This window comes from uncultured Leifsonia sp. (genome assembly GCF_945957465.1).
In the GTDB taxonomy this organism is placed as follows: domain Bacteria; phylum Actinomycetota; class Actinomycetes; order Actinomycetales; family Microbacteriaceae; genus Leifsonia.
The window spans coordinates 1-19,300 of the sequence record NZ_CAMFLC010000007.1; the positions used below are offsets into that span (position 1 = coordinate 1).

Annotated in this window: 17 protein-coding genes and 1 tRNA gene; 10 read left to right on the top strand and 8 right to left on the bottom strand. The window is 71.6% G+C overall.

Annotated features, from left to right (window positions below; genetic code table 11):
- From Q0Q23_RS05265 to Q0Q23_RS05275, 3 genes are all read right to left on the bottom strand, one after another.
- On the bottom strand, positions 1–913 hold a 913-nt coding region (locus tag Q0Q23_RS05265), incomplete at its 3' end, for an alpha-hydroxy acid oxidase (protein WP_295120473.1).
- A gap of 10 nt (positions 914–923) precedes the next feature.
- The gene (locus Q0Q23_RS05270; RefSeq protein WP_295120476.1) at positions 924–1,712 is read right to left on the bottom strand and encodes a FadR/GntR family transcriptional regulator; all 789 of its coding nucleotides are present in this window, start codon (positions 1,710–1,712) and stop codon (positions 924–926) included.
- Between the two features lie 206 nt (positions 1,713–1,918).
- Complete coding sequence (locus Q0Q23_RS05275) at positions 1,919–3,364, bottom strand: MDR family MFS transporter (protein ID WP_295120479.1); 1,446 nt, start codon at positions 3,362–3,364, stop codon at positions 1,919–1,921.
- A gap of 74 nt (positions 3,365–3,438) precedes the next feature.
- On the opposite strand from Q0Q23_RS05275, the gene Q0Q23_RS05280 reads away from it, so the two are divergent.
- From Q0Q23_RS05280 to Q0Q23_RS05295, 4 genes are all read left to right on the top strand, one after another.
- A complete protein-coding gene (locus Q0Q23_RS05280) occupies positions 3,439–4,065 on the top strand; it encodes a helix-turn-helix domain-containing protein (protein WP_295120482.1) in 627 nt (208 codons plus the stop codon).
- Positions 4,062–5,360 carry an MFS transporter gene (locus Q0Q23_RS05285; RefSeq protein ID WP_295120487.1) on the top strand — a complete coding sequence of 433 codons (1,299 nt, stop codon included), beginning with the start codon at positions 4,062–4,064 and terminating at the stop codon, positions 5,358–5,360. The genes Q0Q23_RS05280 and Q0Q23_RS05285 overlap by 4 nt, the downstream gene beginning before the upstream one ends.
- A gap of 92 nt (positions 5,361–5,452) precedes the next feature.
- Positions 5,453–9,175 (top strand): AAA family ATPase, encoded by a 3,723-nt coding sequence (locus Q0Q23_RS05290; RefSeq protein WP_295120490.1) that lies wholly within the window; start codon positions 5,453–5,455, stop codon positions 9,173–9,175.
- Between the two features lie 41 nt (positions 9,176–9,216).
- Complete coding sequence (locus Q0Q23_RS05295; RefSeq protein WP_295120493.1) at positions 9,217–9,390, top strand: hypothetical protein; 174 nt, start codon at positions 9,217–9,219, stop codon at positions 9,388–9,390.
- Between the two features lie 108 nt (positions 9,391–9,498).
- On the opposite strand, the gene mscL is transcribed toward Q0Q23_RS05295, so the two are convergent.
- Genes mscL through Q0Q23_RS05310 form a run of 3 tightly spaced genes read right to left on the bottom strand, consistent with a single transcriptional unit; the run spans position 9,499 to position 10,952 of the window.
- Positions 9,499–9,942, bottom strand: a complete 444-nt coding sequence (mscL, locus tag Q0Q23_RS05300; protein WP_295120496.1) for a large conductance mechanosensitive channel protein MscL — start codon at positions 9,940–9,942, stop codon at positions 9,499–9,501.
- Positions 9,943–9,985: 43 nt separating this feature from the next.
- The gene (locus Q0Q23_RS05305) at positions 9,986–10,336 is read right to left on the bottom strand and encodes an FmdB family zinc ribbon protein (RefSeq protein WP_295120499.1); all 351 of its coding nucleotides are present in this window, start codon (positions 10,334–10,336) and stop codon (positions 9,986–9,988) included.
- Between the two features lie 31 nt (positions 10,337–10,367).
- Positions 10,368–10,952, bottom strand: a complete 585-nt coding sequence (locus Q0Q23_RS05310) for a 5-formyltetrahydrofolate cyclo-ligase (RefSeq protein WP_295120502.1) — start codon at positions 10,950–10,952, stop codon at positions 10,368–10,370.
- Positions 10,953–11,010: 58 nt separating this feature from the next.
- On the opposite strand from Q0Q23_RS05310, the gene galU reads away from it, so the two are divergent.
- The 4 genes from galU to Q0Q23_RS05330 all read left to right on the top strand — a co-directional run bounded on the left by galU (position 11,011) and on the right by Q0Q23_RS05330 (position 13,992).
- Positions 11,011–11,958, top strand: a complete 948-nt coding sequence (galU, locus tag Q0Q23_RS05315) for a UTP--glucose-1-phosphate uridylyltransferase GalU (protein WP_295120505.1) — start codon at positions 11,011–11,013, stop codon at positions 11,956–11,958.
- A gap of 57 nt (positions 11,959–12,015) precedes the next feature.
- The gene (locus Q0Q23_RS05320) at positions 12,016–12,678 is read left to right on the top strand and encodes a GNAT family N-acetyltransferase (RefSeq protein ID WP_295120508.1); all 663 of its coding nucleotides are present in this window, start codon (positions 12,016–12,018) and stop codon (positions 12,676–12,678) included.
- 71 nt (positions 12,679–12,749) lie between these two features.
- The gene (locus Q0Q23_RS05325; RefSeq protein ID WP_295120511.1) at positions 12,750–13,862 is read left to right on the top strand and encodes a hypothetical protein; all 1,113 of its coding nucleotides are present in this window, start codon (positions 12,750–12,752) and stop codon (positions 13,860–13,862) included.
- 57 nt (positions 13,863–13,919) lie between these two features.
- Positions 13,920–13,992 (top strand) — tRNA-Ala (locus Q0Q23_RS05330).
- Between the two features lie 198 nt (positions 13,993–14,190).
- Here Q0Q23_RS05330 and Q0Q23_RS05335 read toward each other — a convergent pair.
- Positions 14,191–14,790: a LysE/ArgO family amino acid transporter gene (locus tag Q0Q23_RS05335; protein ID WP_295120514.1), complete on the bottom strand. Its 600-nt coding sequence runs from the start codon at positions 14,788–14,790 to the stop codon at positions 14,191–14,193.
- A gap of 71 nt (positions 14,791–14,861) precedes the next feature.
- On the opposite strand from Q0Q23_RS05335, the gene Q0Q23_RS05340 reads away from it, so the two are divergent.
- Positions 14,862–15,749, top strand: a complete 888-nt coding sequence (locus Q0Q23_RS05340; RefSeq protein WP_295120517.1) for a LysR family transcriptional regulator ArgP — start codon at positions 14,862–14,864, stop codon at positions 15,747–15,749.
- A 79-nt stretch (positions 15,750–15,828) separates the two neighbouring features.
- Here Q0Q23_RS05340 and Q0Q23_RS05345 read toward each other — a convergent pair whose 3' ends face one another.
- Positions 15,829–18,753, bottom strand: a complete 2,925-nt coding sequence (locus tag Q0Q23_RS05345) for an aminotransferase (protein ID WP_295120521.1) — start codon at positions 18,751–18,753, stop codon at positions 15,829–15,831.
- Between the two features lie 121 nt (positions 18,754–18,874).
- Between Q0Q23_RS05345 and Q0Q23_RS05350 the strand changes: the two genes are divergently transcribed.
- On the top strand, positions 18,875–19,255 hold the full coding sequence (locus tag Q0Q23_RS05350; RefSeq protein ID WP_295120524.1) for a DUF3054 domain-containing protein: 381 nt from the start codon (positions 18,875–18,877) through the stop codon (positions 19,253–19,255).
- The last annotated feature ends 45 nt before the right edge of the window (positions 19,256–19,300 follow it).

A 19,300-nucleotide genomic window follows, 5' to 3' on the forward strand; every position in this document is an offset into this window, starting at 1 on the left:
GCTGGCGGCCGCCGTGGTTGGAGAGCACGATGCCGTCGACGCCGAGGTCGACGAGTCTCTTCGAGTCGTCGACGTTCTGCACGCCCTTGACCACGATCTTGCCCGGCCACATGCTGCGGATGACGTCGAGGTCGGCGAAGCTGATCGACGGGTCCATGGCCGAGTCCAGCAGTTCGCCGACGGTGCCGCCGGTGGAGGACAGCGATGCGAACTCCAGCTTGGGCGTGGTGAGGAAGTCGTACCACCACCACGGCCGCGGGATCGCGTTGATCACCGTGCCGAGCGTCAGCTGCGGCGGGATCGAGAAGCCGTTGCGCTTGTCGCGCAGCCGCGCGCCGGCGACCGGCGTGTCGACCGTGAAGAAGAGCGTGTCGAAGCCGTTCGCGGCAGCACGGCGCACCAGCTCGTAGGAGATCTCGCGGTCGCGCATCACGTACAGCTGGAACCAGTTGCGGCCGGTCGGGTTGGCGGCCTTCACGCCCTCGATGGAGGTCGTGCCGAGCGTCGACAGTGTGAACGGGATGCCCGCGGCGCCGGCCGCGCCCGCGCCGGCGACCTCTCCCTCGGTCTGCATCAGCCGGGTGAACCCGGTCGGGGCGATCCCGAACGGCAGGGCCGACGGGCCGCCCCAGATCTCGCAGGACGTGTCGACGGTGGAGACGTCGCGCAGGATCGACGGGTGGAACTCGACGTCCTGGAACGCCTGGCGGGCGCGGGCCAGCGAGATCTCGCCCTCCGCGGCACCCTCCGTGTAGTCGAAGGCGGCCTTCGGCGTGCGGCGCTTGGCGATCGCGCGCAGGTCCTCGATGGTGAGGGCGGCGTCGAGCCGGCGCTTCTTCGCGTCGAGCTCCGGCTTCTTGAACGACAGGAGCTCGAACAGCTCGGCGGGTTTCGGGAGTTGACGGGTGACCATGATCGTGTGCCTAACGTGCGTCGGTGGAGGGGGCGGGGGCGGGGGCGGGAGAGGGAGAGGGAGAGGGAGCGGGCGGGGATGAAGCGGGGCCCGCAACGGGTTCGGGGGCGGCATCCCGGTAGTAGCCGCTGATGTGGTCGTGGATGCGCGCACGGGCGGCAGCGACGTCGCCGCCCGTGATCGCGGCCAGCACGGCGCGGTGCTCCGCCCGCAGCCGCGCGGCCATGGCCTCCCAGTCGGGCAGGCGCGCGGCACCGGCCAGCACGTACCCTTCGATGGAGCCGCGCAGCCCGGCCATCATGGTCGCCACGACGCTGTTGCCGGCGGCCCCGGCGAGCGAGAGATGGAACTGGGCGTCGAGCGCGAGGAACTCGGCGGCGGTCAGCGCGGGATCGTCCATGGCGTCCAGCAGGTGGGACGCCTCGCCCAGGTCGACGTCCGGCGCGTGTTCGGCCAGCTCCCCGGCGACGGCCGACTCCAGCAGCAGACGGGTGCTCACCACGTCGGTGACCGGGAAGCCGCTCGCGGCGACCTGCAGTCGCATGAGGGCCTGCATCCCGCCGATCGGGCGGGCGATGATGATGGCGCCGGAACTCGGTCCCGAGCCGGTCTGAGTGCGGATCAGGCCCATGGCCTCCAGTACCCGGACGGCCTCGCGGACGCTCGAGCGCGCGACGCCGAGCTCGGCGGCGAGAGTGCGCTCGGGAGGCAGATGGTCGCCCGGTCGCAGGCGGCCGTCCACGAGCCGCTCCTCGATGCGGGCGAGCACGCTCTCCCACGCCTTCGGCTCGGTGCCCATCGCGCTCCCTCCGCGCCTGTCATGTGGTCGGACCACATGGTCCGACCACACGATACCACGCGCGGGATGCGGCGTGCGCGCGCACGAGGGGACGCAACACGCCGCCACGGCGTGGCGGTAGCGGCGTGTTGCGACCCCTCGTGAAGGCGCCGGGGCGGGAGCGCCGGGGCGGGAGCGCGGGCGTGGGAGCGCCGGGCCCGGGAGCGCTACTCGGCGGGGGCCGCGGCGCGGCCGAGCTCCACGTCCTCCACCCGCGACCGCGGCATCAGCAGCCCGGCGACGATCGTCAGAACGGCGACGACCGCGACCGAGACGAACACGGCGGTCGAGGCGCTCCGCACGGCAGCGGGGGAGTGTGCCCCACCGCCGGCCGACAGGATGATCGCGTTCGCGATCGCGCCGAACACGGCGACGCCGACCGCGCTGCCGATCGAGCGCGCGAACATGTTCGTGCCGGTGACGACGCCGCGCTCGCTCCACGAGACGCTCGACTGCGCCGCGATCAGCGTCGGCGTCGCGACGAGCCCCATCCCGAGGCCGACGATGAAGCAGCTGACCGCCACGAAGAGCACGCTCGGCGTGACGCTCGTGACCGCGAGGAGGATCGTGCCCAGGATGGCGATGGTCGTCCCGAGCAGCGCGGTGTTGCGGAAGCCGATCCGCAGATAGAAGCGTCCGGAGATGCTCGCCGCGATCGGCCAGCCGAGGGTGAGGGCCGCGACGGCGAGGCCGGAGACGAGCGGAGGCACACCGATGGTCGACTCCAAATACGTCGGCACGTACGACGTGAGCCCGATCAGGATGGCGCCGATGCCGAGCGAGACCAGTGTGGTCGTCACCAGCAGGCGCCGCGAGAACACCCACAGCGGAAGCACCGGCTCCGACGCCTTCCGCTCGACGAGGGCGAATGCGACGAGCAGGAGGCCGCCCAGCGCGAACGCGCCGACGCTCCACACCGAGTTCCAGGCCCAGGCCTGGCCGCCCTCGAGCACGGAGAGGATGAGGAGCGACATGCCGGCCGTCAGCAGCGCGGACCCGGCGTAGTCGATGCGGTGGCGCTTGCGTTCGATGCTCTCGTGGAAGGCGCGGATCAGCATCCAGGCGGCCAGGATGCACAGCGGCACGTTGACGAAGAAGATCCACCGCCAGGAGAGGAACTGCGAGAACAGGCCGCCGAGCGTCGGGCCGACCACCGATGAGATGGCCCACACGCTCGCGAGGTAGCCCTGGGTCTTGGCGCGCTCGGCGACGGTGTAGATGTCGCCGGCGATCGTCATCGACATGGGCTGGATGGCGCCGGCCCCCAGGCCCTGGAGCGCCCGGAAGGCGATCAGCGCCGGCATGCTCCAGGCGAAGCCGCAGAGGATCGAGCCGAGGAAGAACAACCCGATGCCGGCCAGGACGATGGGCTTGCGGCCGACGGTGTCCGACAGCTTGGCGTAGACGGGGACGGAGACCGCCTGGGCGAGCAGATAGATCGAGAACAGCCAGGGGAACTGGGCGAAACCGCCGAGGTCGCCGACGATGGACGGCACCGCCGTCGCGAGGATCGTCGCGTCGATCGCGACGAGCCCCGTCGTCTGCATCAGTGCTATCAGGATGGGGCCGCGCTCGGAGCGGAAGCCCACGCTGGCTCGGGTGATCTCGTTCATCTGTGTGAACAACCGGCGAGCCCGGAGATCATTCCCGCTTGACGTGAAAGAGTTGTCGGCGCAAACTCTGAAACATGTCTTTCACATCCGGAGCGCGCCGGGAGGACCGCCGCACGGTCACCGACCCGCGGGCTCTGCGCGCCCTCGCCCACCCGCTTCGCCTCGCCCTGCTCGACCACCTGATGTCGTTCGGCGCCCGCACGGCCAGCGAGTGCGCGGCGGCCGTGGGCTCGACGCCCTCCAACTGCAGCTACCACCTGCGCGCACTCGCCCGTTTCGGGCTCGTCGAGCGGGTGGAGGCCGAAGACGGCCGGGAGCGCCCCTGGCAGTCGACGGCCACCGGCCTCCAGCTCGGACGCGCAGGCGACCCGGGCATCCAGCTCGGCGTCGACACCGCCGAGCGGTTCTTCGCCGACCACCAGGTCGACGAGGAGGCCGCGCGCCTGCACCGTGCGATCGCGCTCCGCGACAGCGTGCCGCCCGCGTGGCGCGACGCCGGCATCCTCTCCGGCTACGCGCTGCGCATCAGCCCCGACGAGCTGAGGGAGCTGGGACAGCGGCTGGACGCCCTGATCCGGCCCTACATCGCGCTCACCCGGGACGACGCCCCCGGCGACAGCGCCGTCGTCGCCCTCAACCTCAACGCGTTCCTGCATCCCGATGCCGTCGCGGCCGCCGACGAGGAGGGCGAGGGCCGATGACCCGTTCGCCCCTCCTCCGGCGCGACTACGCGCTGGTCTGGACCGCCGGCCTGGTCTCCGACACCGGCGACTGGCTGTTGATGATCGCCCTCCCGCTGTTCGCCTTCTCGGTCACCGGCTCCGCCCTGGGCGCCTCCGGGGTGTTCCTGGCCGAGCTTGTTCCGATGCTGCTCGCCGGCACGTTCCTCGGGGTGCTGGTCGACCGCTGGGATCCCCGGCGCACCATGATCGTCGTCGCGCTCGTCCAGGGCGTCGCGCTGCTCCCGCTGCTGGCCGCGGGCCCCGACCGCATGGGGATCGTGTACGGGGTGGCCGCCGTCCAGGCGTGCCTCGGCGGGATGATCAACCCGGCGAGGCAGTCCATGGTGCCGCGGCTCCTGCAGCCGCACGAACTGGGTCGGGGCAACGCGCTCCTCGCCATCGCCGACAACCTCGCGCGGCTCGTCGGCTCACCTCTCGGCGGCCTCGCGTTCGCGATGGGCGGTCTTCCCGGCGTGGTGATCGTGGACGCCGTGAGCTTCGGCGTGACCGCCGCGCTGGTCGCCTTCGTCCGGCCGTTGCGGCCCGCTCACGCCGAGGCGCGCATGGAGTCCGCGCCCGCGGTCGAGCGACGTCTGCTGCGGGAGTGGGTGGAGGGCATCGCGACGATCGTGCGGAGCCGCGAGCTGCGCACGATCGCGGTGATCGCCGTGCTCGGCAGCGTCGCCCAGGGCGTCTTCCTCGTCCTCTTCATCGTGTACGTCACGCACGACCTGGGCGCAGGCGACACGGAGGTCGGCCTGCTGCGCGGTGTGCAGGCGATCGGCGGTGTGCTGGGCGGCCTGATCACGGGGATGCTGATCCGCCGCTTCGCGCCCCGTCGGCTGATCGGCGGCGGCTACCTGGTGTTCGGCGCGCTCTCGCTGCTGACATGGAATCTCGCTCCGGTCACGACCGCGGTGTGGGTCTACGCCGGGCTGTTCATCGCGATGGGCCTCCCGGCGGTGGCTACCGCCACGGGCGAGATCACCCTCGTGCAGACGGTGACGCCGCGCGCAGCCCTCGGGAGGGTGATCGCCGCGGTGACGACGCTCTCCGGCGCCGCGCAGGGCGTCGGCCTCCTGGTCGCGGGTCTCATCGCCGAGCCGGTCGGCACTGTGCGCGTGCTCGACGGCCAGGCGACCCTCTATCTGTTGTGCGGTGTGCTGGCCCTGGTGTTCCTCGGGGCGGCGAAGAGGAACGGCCGGCGGGCGCCCGAGGGCGCGAATGACGGGGTGACCGATTCGGCCGCCGGCGTCGCCCGACCCGCCGGTTGACGCGAAACCCGCGCAGATTGCCGGGCGTTTCGGGCTGAGGCACGTAGGGTGTCGGTGTGTGGCGACTGGATAGGAAGAGCGAGGACGACGACATGACGTCGGACGTGCCCGAGGGCGACGCGCTGCACCCGGCCTCCAACACGACGTCCCCGCACACGCTGAGCCTCGGCGACCCCGGCCTCGTCGCCGGAAACATCGCCGACCACGTCTGGGCGCGCTGGCGCGAGGAGATCGCGGCGATCGGCGGAGAATCGCCGCTGCTGCACTTCGAGGACAGCCCGCGGACGCGCATCGAACTGAGCACCACGCACCCGGGCGGCCTGCCCCAGTTCATCACCGGTCAGAGCACGCTGCTCTCCAGCCTGATCCGGGACGAGCTCGCCCTCCGCACGGCGCGCGCCGCGGCCAACGCGATCACGGCCAAGGGGATCGAGCTGCGCTCTGTGCGCGGCATCGAGTCGGTGCACCTGGCGATCGGGCTGGCGCAGTGGCGGCACGGCGCCGACGAGTTCATGGCGCCGATCCTGCTGCGTCCGCTCGCGATCCGCCGCTACGGGCGCGACTTCGAGCTGAAGCTCAAGGGGCAGCCCTTCCTGAACCCCGAACTGGCCCGCGCGCTGTCCGAGCAGTTCCAGATCACGCTCGACGCCGACGCGTTCGTCGCGCTCGCCCTCGACAACGGGGCGTTCAAACCGCAACCGGTCATCGACCGCCTGCGCGGGCTCACGTCGCATCTGCCCTGGTTCAACGTGCAGCCGCGGCTCGTCGTGTCGTCGTTCGCCGACGTGGCTCCCGCGCTGCGGGCCGAGGCCGACGACCTGGACACACCGCTCCTGGATGCGCTGGCGGGCAACCCCACCGCCCGCACCGCGATCGAGAGCGCCTTCAACCCGGCCGACCCCATCCGGCAGGACGAGCGTCCGCCGGCCACCGACTCCCTCCTCCTGGATGCCGACGAGGAGCAGGAGAACGTGGTCGCGCAGATCTCGGCGGGCAACTCGATCGTCGTGAAGACCCTGCCGGGCACCGGAGGGACGCAGACGATCGTCAACGCCGTCGGCGCCCTCGTCGCGCAGCACAAGCGCGTGCTCGTGGTGGGTCCGAGGCGATCGAGCCTCGAAGACATCGCGCAGCGCTTCGCGAAGGTCGGGCTGCCCGGCGTCGCGGTGACTCCGCGCACCCTCCGGCGCGACCTCATCCAGTCGATCGGCCGCAACGAGAAGGCCGAGCAGCCGCGCGTCACCGATGTGGACGACGCGCTCGTGCGGCTCCGCAAGGTGCTGCTCGACTATCGCGCCGCCCTCGCCCGACGCGACCCGGTGCTGCGCGTGTCCGTGCTCGACGCCCTGCGCGAGCTCTCGCGCCTCGCGCTGCTGCCCACGCCGCCGGCGACCACCGCCCGTCTCAGCCGCGCTTCGATTGAGGCTCTCGCCTCGGGCCGAGATGCCGCGGCGGACGCCCTGATCCGGGCCGCGCGCCTCGGCGAGTTCCGCTACGGCCCGAACGACTCCCCCTGGTACGGCGCGTCCTTCGCGACCACGGAGGAGGGCAAGGCCGCCCACGACCTCGCCAAGAAGCTGAGCCGGGCCGAGCTGCCCCGCCTCATCGAGCGCGCCAGGGCGCTCATCGGCCAGACCCGGATGCGGCCCTTCGAGTCGATCGCGGAGCTCGGCGTCTACCTGCGCCTCCTGCTCGACGTGCGCGAGACCCTCGACCGCTTCACGCCCGCCGTCTTCGACCGGTCGATCTCGGAGCTCATCGCGGCGACCTCGTCGCGCCGCGAGTCGCCGACGATGTCCGGTACCAACCGGCGCCGGCTGCGCAAGCTCGCCCTCGAGTACGTCCGGCCCGGCGTGCACGTCACCGACCTGAACGAGAGCCTGCGCCGCATCCAGCAGCAGCGCATCCTCTGGAACCGCTTCGCCGTCGCCGGCGTGGTCCCGGAGGTGCCCGTCGGCATCGCCGACGTGCAGGTCGCGTACCAGCGTGTCGCGGAGGATCTCGCCCGGCTCGACATCCCGTTGCGTCGCACCGGCACCCCGCAGTCGCTGGCCGTGCTGCCGGTGGACGAGCTCACGCGTCAGGTCGCCGGACTCGCGGCCGAGTCGGAGGTGCTGGCCAACCTCCAGGAGCGCACCGCACTGCTCGGGCAGCTGCGCGAGCGCGGTCTCGACCCGCTGCTGTCGGATCTGTCGGTGCGGCACGTCCCGGAGACCCAGGTCAGCGCTGAGCTGGAGCTCGCCTGGTGGCAGTCGGTGCTGGAGGCACTGCTCTCCGCCGATCGTGCCCTGCTGAGCGCGAATACCAGCGTCCTCGACCGTTTGGAGGCGGACTTCCGCCTCGTGGACGAGGCCCACGCCTCGGCGACGGGCAAGCAGCTGGCGTGGATGCTGGCGGAGACCTGGAAGATCGGGCTCGTCGACTGGCCGGACGAGGCCAAGGCGCTCAAGAAGCTGCTGACGACCACCACTCCGACCGCCGCGTCGCTGAACGCGGTGGCGCCGCACCTCGCCCGGCCGCTCGCGCCGGTCTGGCTCGTCTCGCCCTACGAGGTCCCGGCGATCGACGTCGACGTCGCCTTCGACGCGGTCGTGCTGATCGACGCGGGCGCTTCCACCCTGGCCGAGAACGTCCCTGCCCTGCGTCGCGCGCGCCAGATCGTCGCGTTCGGCGACCCGGTGACGCAGACGCCGTCCCGCTTCGACACCGGCGTGCACGAGTACGGCACCACCGCGGAGGTCGCCGACGTGGACGCCCTGCACGGCGACTCCGCTCTCGCCCGGCTGTCCGAGCTGCTGCCCGTGTACACCCTCGCGCGCAGCTATCGTGCGGGCGGCGAAGACCTGGCGGAACTCGTCAACCGGCGCTTCTACGGCGGCAAGATCGACTCGCTGCCGTGGGCGGGCACGTATCTGGGCCACGGCAGCCTCGCCCTCCACTACGTCACCGGCGGTCAGGGCATGCCCGACAGCGACACCGGCGCCGTCGAGAGCACGGACGCGGAGGTGGCCAAGGTCGTCGAGCTCGTGCTCCGCCACGCCACGGAGCGTCCGCGCGAGTCGCTGATGGTCATCACGGCGAGCGAACGCCACGCGGTGCGTGTGAACCAGGCCGTGCTGTCCGCGTTCGCCAAGCGCACCGAGCTGGCCGACTTCATCCTCGGCGACCGGCCGGAGCCGTTCACGGTCGTCACCCTGGAGCAGTCGGTCGGGCAGAGCCGCGACCGGGTGGTCTTCTCGATCGGCTACGGCCGCACCCCGCACGGCCGGCTGCTGTCGAACTTCGGCGCCCTCGCCGAGCCGGGCGGCGACCGCCTCCTGGCCGTCGGCATGACGCGAGCGCGCCGGGGCATGGACATCGTCTCGTGCTTCCGCCCCGACGACATCGACGAGTCGCGCATGCGGCACGGCATCGCCGCCCTCGCCCAGGTGCTGGGGGAGGCCGACCAGTTGCAGGCCGCGGTGCCCGAGTACCTCAGCCCCGACGCGGACCCGATGATCGTCGACCTCGCCAAGCGCCTCGCGCGGCGCGGCCTGGACGTGCAGGTCGGCTACCGGGGCAAGCTCACGCTCGTGGCCTCGAACGAGGGCCGCGCCGTGGTGGTGGAGACCGACGACGACGTGAACAAGGGCAGCCTCCGCGAGTCGCTGCGTCTGCGCCCCGATGTGCTGCGCCGGCTCGGCTGGCACTACCTCCGCGTGCACAGCTTCGAGCTGTTCGCCGACCCGGACGCGGTGGCCGGCCGTATCGCGAACCTCATCGGCGTCTCGGAGGCGAACACCGAGACCGCGCCCATCACGCTGCCGGTGCAGTGACCGCGGAGCGGTCGCGCGGAATCTGCGCGTAGCCTGGCCTGATGGAGACGAAGCCCGAGGGTGGCGAACGCCCCGCGCGCCGGTCGCGCCGCGTGAAGCGCGACGGTGCGCCGGGCGCCGATCCGACACCACGGCTGCCCGAGCGCGACCGCGACGACGGGTCGTGGTCGTCGAACGACGAGCAGCTGCGCCGCGACGTCCCGCCGCACTACTGAGACTCTCCGGTGACGCGGTGCCGCACCGGAGATTCGTGACGAATGTGCACTTTCGTGCCACGAATCACGGCATTCGGCACGAATGTGCCGGCTAGGGGAGCGGGTCGGCTAGGGGAGCGGGTCGGCGTGCTTTGCGGTGCCGGCTCCCGAGGGCGGGGCCTGCTGCGCCTGCAGGAGGTCGCGGATCTCGGTGAGCAGGTCGAGTTCGGTGATCGGGGCGTCGGGCTCGACTACGCCCTTCTTGCGGAGGCGGTCCATCCGCTCTTTGAGCTTGTTGATCGGGTAGACGAAGACGAAGTAGACCACGACCGCCACGATCAGGAAGCTGATGATCGAGCCGAGGACGGCGCCGAACTTGATCTGAGAACCGTTCAGGGTGACAACCATCGCGTCGTCCAGGGTGCTCGCTTTGAAGAACGCGCTGATCAACGGGTTGAAGAGGTTCGTCACGATCGACGTGACGACAGCGGTGAACGCGGCGCCGATGACCACGGCGACCGCCAGATCGATCACGTTCCCGCGGAGGATGAACTCTCTGAAGCCTTTGAGCATGACCGGTCCTTTCGCCAAGTGGATGGAACTGGTGGTGCTGGTCTCAGGCCGCGGAGCCCGACGAAGACGACGAGCTCGACGACGACGAGCCCGACGACGAGCCTGACGACGTCGAGCCTGACGACGACGAGCCCGACGACGAGGTCGAACCCGAACCCGAACCCGAACCCGAACCCGAACCCGAACCGGACGACGCTCCCGCGGCCGACTTCGTCCCGCCGCGCGAATCGGTCCGGTAGAACCCCGAGCCGTTGAAGGTCACACCGACCGTGCCGAACACCTTGCGCAGCGTGCCGCCGCAGTTCGGGCAGACGGTGAGCGCATCGTCGGTGAAGGCCTGGTGGATGTCGAACGCGTGGCCGCAGTCGCGGCAGGAGTAGGAATAAGTGGGCATTGTCTTCCGTATGGTCGGGGCGCGGTGCCGCTCAGGAGAACTGGACGATGCGGGTCGGGGTGACCGCGCCGTCGACCGGCTGGTCGTGTCGCTCCCGCGGGACGTCGCTCACGAGTTCGCCGTCGAAGACGACGGCGTACACCGGGGGACATTTTTCCATGCTGCCGAGCGTCTTGTCGAAATAGCCGCGCCCCCAGCCCATGCGCATCCCCGTCGCGTCGACCGCCGCGGCGGGCACGAGGATGAGGTCGACGTCGTTGATGGCGATCGGGCCGAGCAGCTCGCCGACGGCCTCCGGCATGCCGAACAGCCCCTCGGTCTCGGTCTCGCCGTCGCCGGTCGTCCAGTCGAGCAGGCCGTCGTCGCGCGAGACCGGCAGGAGGACGCGGATGCCCTGGCCGATCGCCCAGTTGACGAACGGGCGGGTGTCGGGCTCGATGGTGGTCGAGAGATAGCAGGCGACGGAGCGGGCGGACAGATCCGTGGCCAGATCGACCAAGTTGCGGGTGATCCCGGCGGTCGCGGCCTCCCGTTCCGTGGTCGTGAGGTTCTGCCGCCGCTCCCGCAGTTCGGCTCGGAGCGCCCGCTTGCGATGGGCGGCAGTGTCCGTGTCCATGGGTCAATCCTAGAAGATCCGGCCTGGGCGACCGGGCAAATGCGGATACTGTAGCGGCATGGCATCTCACGTGACGAAAGCAGTGATCCCTGCAGCAGGCCTCGGCACCCGGTTCTTGCCGGCGACCAAGGCGATGCCCAAAGAGATGCTGCCGGTCGTCGACAAGCCGGCCATCCAGTACGTGGTCGAAGAAGCCGTCAGTGCGGGTCTGCACGACGTCCTGATGGTCACCGGCCGCAACAAGAACGCGCTCGAGAACCACTTCGACCGAAACGCCGAGCTCGAGGACACCCTCGTCAAGAAGGGCGACACCGACCGCCTCGAGAAGGTCAACTACTCGACGTCGCTGGCCGACCTCCACTATGTGCGGCAGGGTGATCCCAAGGGGCTCGGCCACGCCGTGCTCCGGGCCAAGATGCACGTCGGGCGGGAGCCGTTCGCGGTGCTCCTGGGTGACGACATCATCGACTCGCGCGACGATCTGCTCCAGCACATGCTCGACGTCCAGCAGAAGTACAACGCCACCGTCGTCGCGCTGATGGAGGTGCCCAGCGAGTCCATCCACCTGTACGGCGCCGCCGCCATCGAAGAGACCGGCGACGACGACGTGGTGCGCATCACCGGCCTGGTCGAGAAGCCGGACGCCGAGCACGCGCCCTCCAACTACGCCGTCATCGGACGTTATGTGCTGCGGCCCGAGGTCTTCGACGTGCTCGAGCGCACCGCGCCGGGCCGCGGCGGCGAGATCCAGCTCACCGACGCCCTGCAGGCGATGGCCGAGGCGCCCGACTGGACGGGTGGGGTCTACGGCGTCGTGTTCCGTGGCCGTCGCTACGACACCGGCGACCGCCTCGACTACATCAAGGCGATCGTGCAGCTGGCGGTCGACCGCGAAGACCTCGGTCCGGAGCTGCGGCCGTGGCTGCGCGAGTTCGCCGACGGCCTCGCCGACGAACCGCGCGAAGTGCTCGACGAGATGCCGGCAGACACGACTGACGCGATCTAGTCCGTTTACCGCTACGGTCGTATCTGCGGCGAACGGTCGCCGCAGAAGGAGGACGCCGTGGCGTTCGTCATCCCCACGCTGAGCGAGGGACGCATCGGGCTGCGACCGATCCGTCTGCGGGACGCTCGCGCCCTCGAGCGGTCACTGCTCGACAACCGCACCTGGTTGCGGCAGTGGGAGGCGACGAGCCCGTACGCGCCGGGTGCGTTCGACACGCGCGCGAGCATCCGCTCGCTGCTCGCCAACGCCCGGGCCGGACACGGCCTGCCGTTCATCGTCGAGTACGACGGCCGCCTGGCCGGACAGCTCAACGTCTCGTCGGTGACCTACGGTTCGCTGTCGAGCGCCACCATCGGCTACTGGATCGCCGAGGAGTTCGCCGGTCGCAACATCACCCCGACCGCGGTGGCGCTTGCCACCGACTACTGCTTCTACCAGCTGGGCTTGCACCGCATGGAGATCTGCATCCGCCCCGAGAACGGCCCGAGCCTGCGCGTGGTCGAGAAGCTCGGTTTCCGCTACGAGGGTCTGCGGCGTCGGTACATCCACATCAACGGCGACTGGCGCGACCACTACTGCTTCGGGCTCGTGTCCGAGGAGCTGCAGCAGGGCGTGCTGCGCCGCTGGCTCGACGGCCAGGCGCCGACGGAGGCCGCTGCGGTGACGGCGGAGGACCGCGCCGCCGCCGCCATCCCGCTCCCGGTGGCCCGGCGACGCTGAGAGTCCTCTTCATCGGTGACACACCCGGGCGCTGACCGGGGCGCCGAGCCCGCGACCCCTACCGTAGAGGCATGAATGGGGATGTGATGGGCGGTGGGGTGATCGTCGCCATCGCGGCCGCCCTCTGGCTGGCCTATCTCGTCCCGGTGTGGCTGCGCCGCCGCGAGTACCTGGCGACGGAGCGCAACGCCGTTCGGCTGCAGCAGACGCTGCGCATCCTGGCCGAGACGAGTGAGCTTCCGGACGCGGTCCGCGTGGAGGCGACCGCGAAGACGGTCGCGGAGCAGCAGCGGATCCTCCGCAGGGCGGAGGAGCGCCGGCTCGCGACGGCGCGGGCCGAAGCGGCCGCGCACGCGCGACGCGAGCAGGCACTCGCCGAGGAGCGCAGGCACGCGGCGGAGGAGGCCGAGCGTGCCGCCGCCGAGGCGATCGCGCTGGAGCGGGCGTCGCGCGCGGCCGCGGCCCAGCGGGCACGTGCGCTCGCCGTCGCCAGTGCTCGACCGGTTCTCTCGCCTCAGCGTCGCCGTCGGTTGCGCCGTTCGCGCGCACTGTGCACGACGCTGATGGTCGCGGGCCTCGTCGGCGTCGCGATCGGAGCGGCCCTGTCGCTCTCCAGCGGTGCGTGGCTCGTCCCCGTGCTCTCCGGGCTGGTCGCCCTCGCCTCCCTCGGGATGCTGAGCAGACTGTCGCGGTCCGTTCGCGTCACGGCGCCCCCGGTGCCGTTCGTGCCCGCCGCCCCTGCGTCGCCCGACCTCTACGATCACGCTCAGCACGACCTCCCGGTTCAGGAGGCGCTGCGCCAGAGCTGGACGCCCCGCCCGCTGCCGAAGCCGCTGCACCTCTCTCCTGGCACGGTCGCCGCGGCGGCGATGGCGTCGGTGGACGCCGCTGCCGAGCTGCGCCGCGCGGCCGCCCGTGCGGACTTCGAGCGCAAGGCGACCGCGGTGGCGGAGGCCACGCCGGCGGCACCCGCACCCGTCCTCCTGCGCCCGGTCGCAGCTGCCGCTCCGGCCGTCGCGTCGGCCGTCGCCTCCGCGACCTCTTCGGCACCCGTTGCCTCCCGCCCCGTCGCGGTCGAGGAGGCCGTGCCGAGCGTCTACTCGGCGATGGGAATCGTGGGCTCGGTCGACGGCGAGGCGCTCGACCTGGACGCGGTCCTCCGTCGTCGCCGGGCGGCCAGTTGAGCGGCACTCGATTTCGACTCGGCACAGCGAGGGTGCTAGGCTAGCTGAGCAGTTCCCGGGGCTATGGCGCAGTTGGTAGCGCGCTTCGTTCGCATCGAAGAGGTCAGGAGTTCGAATCTCCTTAGCTCCACCCGGTAACACCAGAAGGGCCGCCAGAGATGGCGGCCCTTCGTCGTTGCCGGACCGCGGTACGCCGCCGGAATCACGGCCTATAAGCCGAATCACGTTGACATGAGCGTTCTGCACGTCTTGCGTTCTTTTGCTACCCGATTTGCAGGCGGCCGACGCTGAGCGCCTCAACGTTCCGCTGGTAGTGCGGGGGTGAGCCTCACACCACCAGCATGACGGCGAGCACGACCATCAGCACCGCGATGCCCGCGTCGAGCACGCGCCAGGCGATCGGCCGCGCGAACACCGGTGCGGCCACGCGGGCGCCGAAGCCCAGCAGCAGGAACCACAGCAGGCTCGCCGTCGCCGCGCCGGCACCGAACACCCAGCGGCCGGGATCGCCGTGGGTCGCCGACAGCGAGCCCAGCAGGAGAATGGTGTCGAGGTACACGTGCGGGTTGAGCCAGGTGATCGCGAGGCAGGTGCCGATCGCGGCCGTGAGCGGGCCTCCGCCGGCGGTGGCCGCTGTGAGCGTGCCGGGCCGCACGGCCCGGATCGCCGCGAAGACCGCGTAGCCCAGGAGGAACGCGAAGCCGGCCCAGCGCACGATCTGCAGTGCGAGCGGTGCCGCCTTCACGAGGGTTCCGATCCCGGCGACGCCCGCGGCGATCAGCACCGCGTCGCTCGCCACGCAGATCGCCACCACAGCGAGCACGTGCTCCCGTCGCAGACCCTGGCGGAGCACGAAGGCGTTCTGGGCGCCGATGGCGACGATGAGAGCGGCGGCCGAGCCGAGGCCGGTGAGGAATACGGAGAGCACCACTCGACGATAGGCAACCCGTGAGATTCAGTACAGCTCACGTTTCTTATGATCCATTAGAATCTCTGAACATGGAGGTCTCGAGCGATCACCTGCGCACGCTGGCGGCGGTGGTCGAGCACGGCACGTTCGACCGCGCGGCGAGCGCGCTCCACCTCACCCCGTCGGCGGTGAGCCAGCGCATCAAAGCGCTGGAGGAGTCGAGCGGGCGCGTGCTCGTCCGGCGGAGCAAGCCCATCCAGGCGACACCCGCGGGCGCCGTTCTCGTGCGGCTCGCGCGTCAGGTCGCACTGCTGGAGGCGGAGGCGGCGGCCGAGCTCGAGGAGGACGGCGGAGGCGGCGGCTTCCTCACCTCGGTCGCGCTCATTGTCAACGCCGACTCCCTCGCGACCTGGGTGCTGCCGGCCCTCGCGACCGTCCCCGGTTCGGTGTTCGACATCGTCCTCGACGACCAGGAGCACACGATCGGACGGCTGCGCGACGGTACGGCGATGGCGGCGATCGGCTCCGACCGCGACCCCGTGCAGGGGTGCACCGTGACGGCGCTCGGCGCCATGCGCTACCGCCCGCTCGCGAGCCCCGCGTTCGTGGAGCGCTGGTGCGCCGCGGGCTGGGATGCGTGCGCCGCCGCGAAGGCGCCGATGCTGGTGTACGACCGCAAGGACGCCCTCCAGGACCGGTACCTGGCCCGCCTCGCGCCGGGCGCCCGGCCGCCGCGCCAGTATGTGCCGGCATCGACCGAGTTCGTCGGCGCCGCGATGCTCGGGCTCGGCTGGGGCATGATCCCGGACCTGCAGGCGCAGCCGATGCTGGCCGACGGGCGTCTCGTCGTGCTCGACGAGGACGGCGCGGCGGACGTTCCCCTGTACTGGCAGCAGTGGTCGTTGCAGTCGGCCCCGCTCAGCGCGGTCGCCGCGGCCATCGCGAACGCCGCGGCCCGCGTGCTCCGCCCGGTGTGACCGCGTCTCGCCGCTTCTCTTCAACGCCGAGGGGCACGGGGACGGGGGTGCGCGGCGAGGCGCGCGCGGGGCGGCGCCGCTAGATCGTGGCCAGCACGAGGTCCAGCGCGTCGACGAAACGGTCGGCGCTCTCGCGCGTGATGCACAGCGGCGGCTTGATCTTGAGAACGTTCTTGCCGTCTCCGGTGGGCTGCACGATCGCGCCCTCCTGCAGCATGCGCTCGCAGATCAGCGCCGCCTCGGCGCTCGCCGGGTTCAGGGTCTCGCGATCGCGGACGAGCTCGACGCCCAAGTAGAGCCCCATGCCGTGCACCGCACCGACGAGCGGATGTCGCTCGCCCAGCGCACGCAGCCGCGCCGCCAGGTGGTCGCCCACTGCCGCCGCGTTCTGCTGCAGCCGCTCATCCCGCATCACGTCGAGCACGGTGAGGCCGACGACCGAGCTGACCGGGCTGCCCCCGGCCGACGAGAAGAAGCTGCCCTCGGCAGCGAACGACTCGGCGATCTCCCGACGCGTGATGACCGCCCCGAGCGGGTGTCCGTTGCCCATCGCCTTGGCGATCGTGATGACGTCGGGAACGACGCCCTGCTGCTCCGAACCCCAGAAGAAGTGGCCGAGCCTCCCGTAGCCCACCTGCACCTCGTCGGCGATGCAGACGCCGCCGCGGGCGCGCACGCGCTCGTAGACGCCCGCGAGGTAACCGTCCGGGAGCATCAGCCCGCCCGCATTGCCGAACACCGGTTCGGCGATGAACCCGGCGAGCCCGGTGCCGGCGGCGTCGACGCGGGCCAGCTGATCGTCCAGCTCGGCGAGGTAGGCCTCAGCGGAGTCCGTGCCGCGGTATCGGCCGTGGAAGACGTTCGGCGAGGCGATCAACTCCACCCAGTCCGGCCGGGTCTCGAGAGCGCGCGGGTTGTCCCCGAGCGACGAGGAGACGGCGTCGGCTCCGACCGTCCATCCGTGGTAGGCCTCGGTCACGGCGAGGATGGTGCGGCGTGCGGTGTGCACCTGCGCGAGGCGGAGGGCGAGGTCGACCGCCTCGCTTCCGCTGTTGACGAGGAACACCGTGTCGAGCCCGTCCGGCGCCACCGCGGCCAGCCGCTCGGTGAAGCGCGAGAGCTCCTCGTAGTGGAAGCGCGAATTCGTGTTCAGGCGGGCCCACTGGGCGCGCACGGCCTCCACGAGTCGCGGGTGGGCGTGGCCGATCTGGGTCACGTTGTTGACCATGTCGAGATAGCTCTGCGCGCGCGTATCGAACAGATGATGCCGCCAGCCGCGCTCGATGAGCGGCGGCTCGGTGAAGTAGTGCTCCTGAACGCGCGCGAACGAGGCGTCGCGGCGGGCGAGCGCGGCGGCCGGGTCGGCGGCCGTCACGGACAGGTCCACGCCGAACAGTGCGGACGGGTCGGGTGAGACCTCCGCCCAGACGTGTGCGGGCAGCGCGGGCGTCACCAGCGCGGGAGGCCGGCGGCCGGGCACGCGGCTCAGCTGCACGGTCAGCCGGACCGCGCTGCCGATGGCATCCCCCCGGTCGACGGACGCGGTGGTCAGCGGCCGGGACAGGCCGTCAAGCCACAGGTCGAGCCCCTCGCGGCCTGACCCGTCGCCGCCCGACCCGTCGCCGTGCAGCAGCCAGGAGCCCTCCGTCAGGCGCAGCTCGCCTGCGAACGGCGCGTGCACCACCAGGCCGGTCGGCGCGTCGAGCGTCACACCGAGTGCGATGGTGGCCGACGCCTCGGAACGGTCGAGGACCGCCCGGGTGAGACGGGCCTCGCCGTAGCGGGTGAGCGCGTGCCCGTGCTGCCGGCAGATCGCCGAGAGCACCGCGTCCTCGGCATCGCGGCGCGCCCACAGGCCGGCGTCGAGGGCGCGGCCGGTCACCGAGAGGTCGGCGAGGTTGTCGTCCGTGCTGTCGACGGCGACCAGGCGACCGAGTGAGCCCGGACCCGTGGGCCGGGAGGCCGTCGCCTCCGGAGCGGAGGCCGCGAGCCGGGCTCTCACCACGGCCTCCACCTCGGCGGCCGGGAGACGGCGCGCGACGTCGAAGGCCACCCACTCGTGCGCGCGGTTCTCGTCGGCGTAGGCGTTGTCGTCGTCGAGCGCGACCTGCTGCTCGCCGCTCACGACGAGGACGGCCCCGCGCAGTACGACCAGCGGCCACAGCGCCGCCAGGTCCGCGTCGTCGAGGGGCGACTCGGCGTGGAAGGCCTCGATGACGTCGAGGACCGCGAGCGGGTCGTCGGGCACGTGGTGCAGGGCGCTCGTCACCGTCGCGGCGAGCTCGGCGACGAGCCAGCCGTCGGCGACGTCGCCGAAGTCGATCACGCCCGGGCCGTCGGCGCCGAGCACGATGTTGTCGTCGGTGACGTCGCCGTGGACCGCCTGCACGCGGAGCCGATTGCGCAGCGGGTCGAGGGCGGCGAGCGCGCGTTCGGTCGCCCGGAGCACGGCCTGGCGCTTGGCGGGCTGCGGCACGTGGCCGACCAGCAGCTCGACCACATCGCCGCCGATGCGCGCGTCCCACTGGGTCGTGCGGGCGAGTCCCGGGTGACGCAGCCCCGACAGGCCGGCGGCGATGCGCCCGGAGAGGCGGCCCAGTGTCCGCAGCTGCTCGCGGCTGGGACGCGCTACGCCGGTGAGCGGGTCGCCGTCGAGAAAGGTGAGCACGCGCGCGTTCAGGGCGCGGCCGCGCACCTCCACCGCCGCGACCTGCGCGCCGTCGAGCGCGGGGACCACGCGGGGTATGCGCACATCGGAATCGGCCAGCCGCCCGAGTGCGGCGTTCTGCGCGTGCAGCTCGTCGAGCGAGAAGACGGGGTTCGCGATCTTGAGCACGTATCGGCCGTCGTCCGTCTCGATGAGGAAGTTGCGATCCTGGTTGCTCCCCAGTTCGGTGATCCGGCCGGTGAGCCCGAACGCCCGTTCGGCCACCGCGGCGGCGTCGGCGGCCCCGACCTCCGGCCGGGGGAGCGAGGGCTGGGCGAGGAAGTCGGAATTGGGCACGGATGCTCCTCGGCGTGCGGACGCGCGGCGTTCGGCTGTGGACGGGTGGGGCCAGTCTATTGAAGCGGACGCCACGCCTGCATCCAGCGAACGCACGGGAGCCGCGCCGTAGCATCGACGCGTGAAATCCTGGAGGACAGCAGTCGTGGCGTTCCTGATCGACGCCGTGCTCGTCCTCGTGTTCGTGCTCATCGGGCGGCGCAGTCACGGCGAGGCGGCCACGGTCGCCGGCGTCTTCACCACCTACTGGCCGTTCCTCGTCGGGCTGGTCGCCGGGTGGCTGGTCACCTGGGCCTGGCGTCGCCCGCTCGCGCTGCTCTGGCCGGGTGTCCCCGTCTGGCTGATGACGGTGGCGCTCGGGATGCTCGTCCGCACCTCCGCCGGCCAGGGCGTCGAGCCCGCCTTCATCGCGGTGGCGTTCGCCGTGCTCGGCGTCTTCCTGCTCGGCTGGCGGATCGTCGCGAAGCCGTTCGCCCGGCGCCGGGCGTTGCGGCGGGCCTGAGCGCACGCAGGCCTGAACGGCCGCGCCGGCTGAGCGGACGCCGAT

Coding starts and splice junctions, on each gene's coding strand:
- galU (WP_295120505.1), top strand. CDS start 11,011: ATGGCATCTCACGTGACGAAAGCAGTGATCCCTGCAGCAGGCCTCGGC.
- mscL (WP_295120496.1), bottom strand. CDS start 9,942: ATGCTCAAAGGCTTCAGAGAGTTCATCCTCCGCGGGAACGTGATCGAT.
- Q0Q23_RS05340 (WP_295120517.1), top strand. CDS start 14,862: ATGGAGGTCTCGAGCGATCACCTGCGCACGCTGGCGGCGGTGGTCGAG.
- Q0Q23_RS05305 (WP_295120499.1), bottom strand. CDS start 10,336: ATGCCCACTTATTCCTACTCCTGCCGCGACTGCGGCCACGCGTTCGAC.
- Q0Q23_RS05295 (WP_295120493.1), top strand. CDS start 9,217: ATGGAGACGAAGCCCGAGGGTGGCGAACGCCCCGCGCGCCGGTCGCGC.
- Q0Q23_RS05310 (WP_295120502.1), bottom strand. CDS start 10,952: ATGGACACGGACACTGCCGCCCATCGCAAGCGGGCGCTCCGAGCCGAA.
- Q0Q23_RS05275 (WP_295120479.1), bottom strand. CDS start 3,364: ATGAACGAGATCACCCGAGCCAGCGTGGGCTTCCGCTCCGAGCGCGGC.
- Q0Q23_RS05325 (WP_295120511.1), top strand. CDS start 12,750: ATGAATGGGGATGTGATGGGCGGTGGGGTGATCGTCGCCATCGCGGCC.
- Q0Q23_RS05285 (WP_295120487.1), top strand. CDS start 4,062: ATGACCCGTTCGCCCCTCCTCCGGCGCGACTACGCGCTGGTCTGGACC.
- Q0Q23_RS05280 (WP_295120482.1), top strand. CDS start 3,439: ATGTCTTTCACATCCGGAGCGCGCCGGGAGGACCGCCGCACGGTCACC.
- Q0Q23_RS05270 (WP_295120476.1), bottom strand. CDS start 1,712: ATGGGCACCGAGCCGAAGGCGTGGGAGAGCGTGCTCGCCCGCATCGAG.
- Q0Q23_RS05290 (WP_295120490.1), top strand. CDS start 5,453: ATGACGTCGGACGTGCCCGAGGGCGACGCGCTGCACCCGGCCTCCAAC.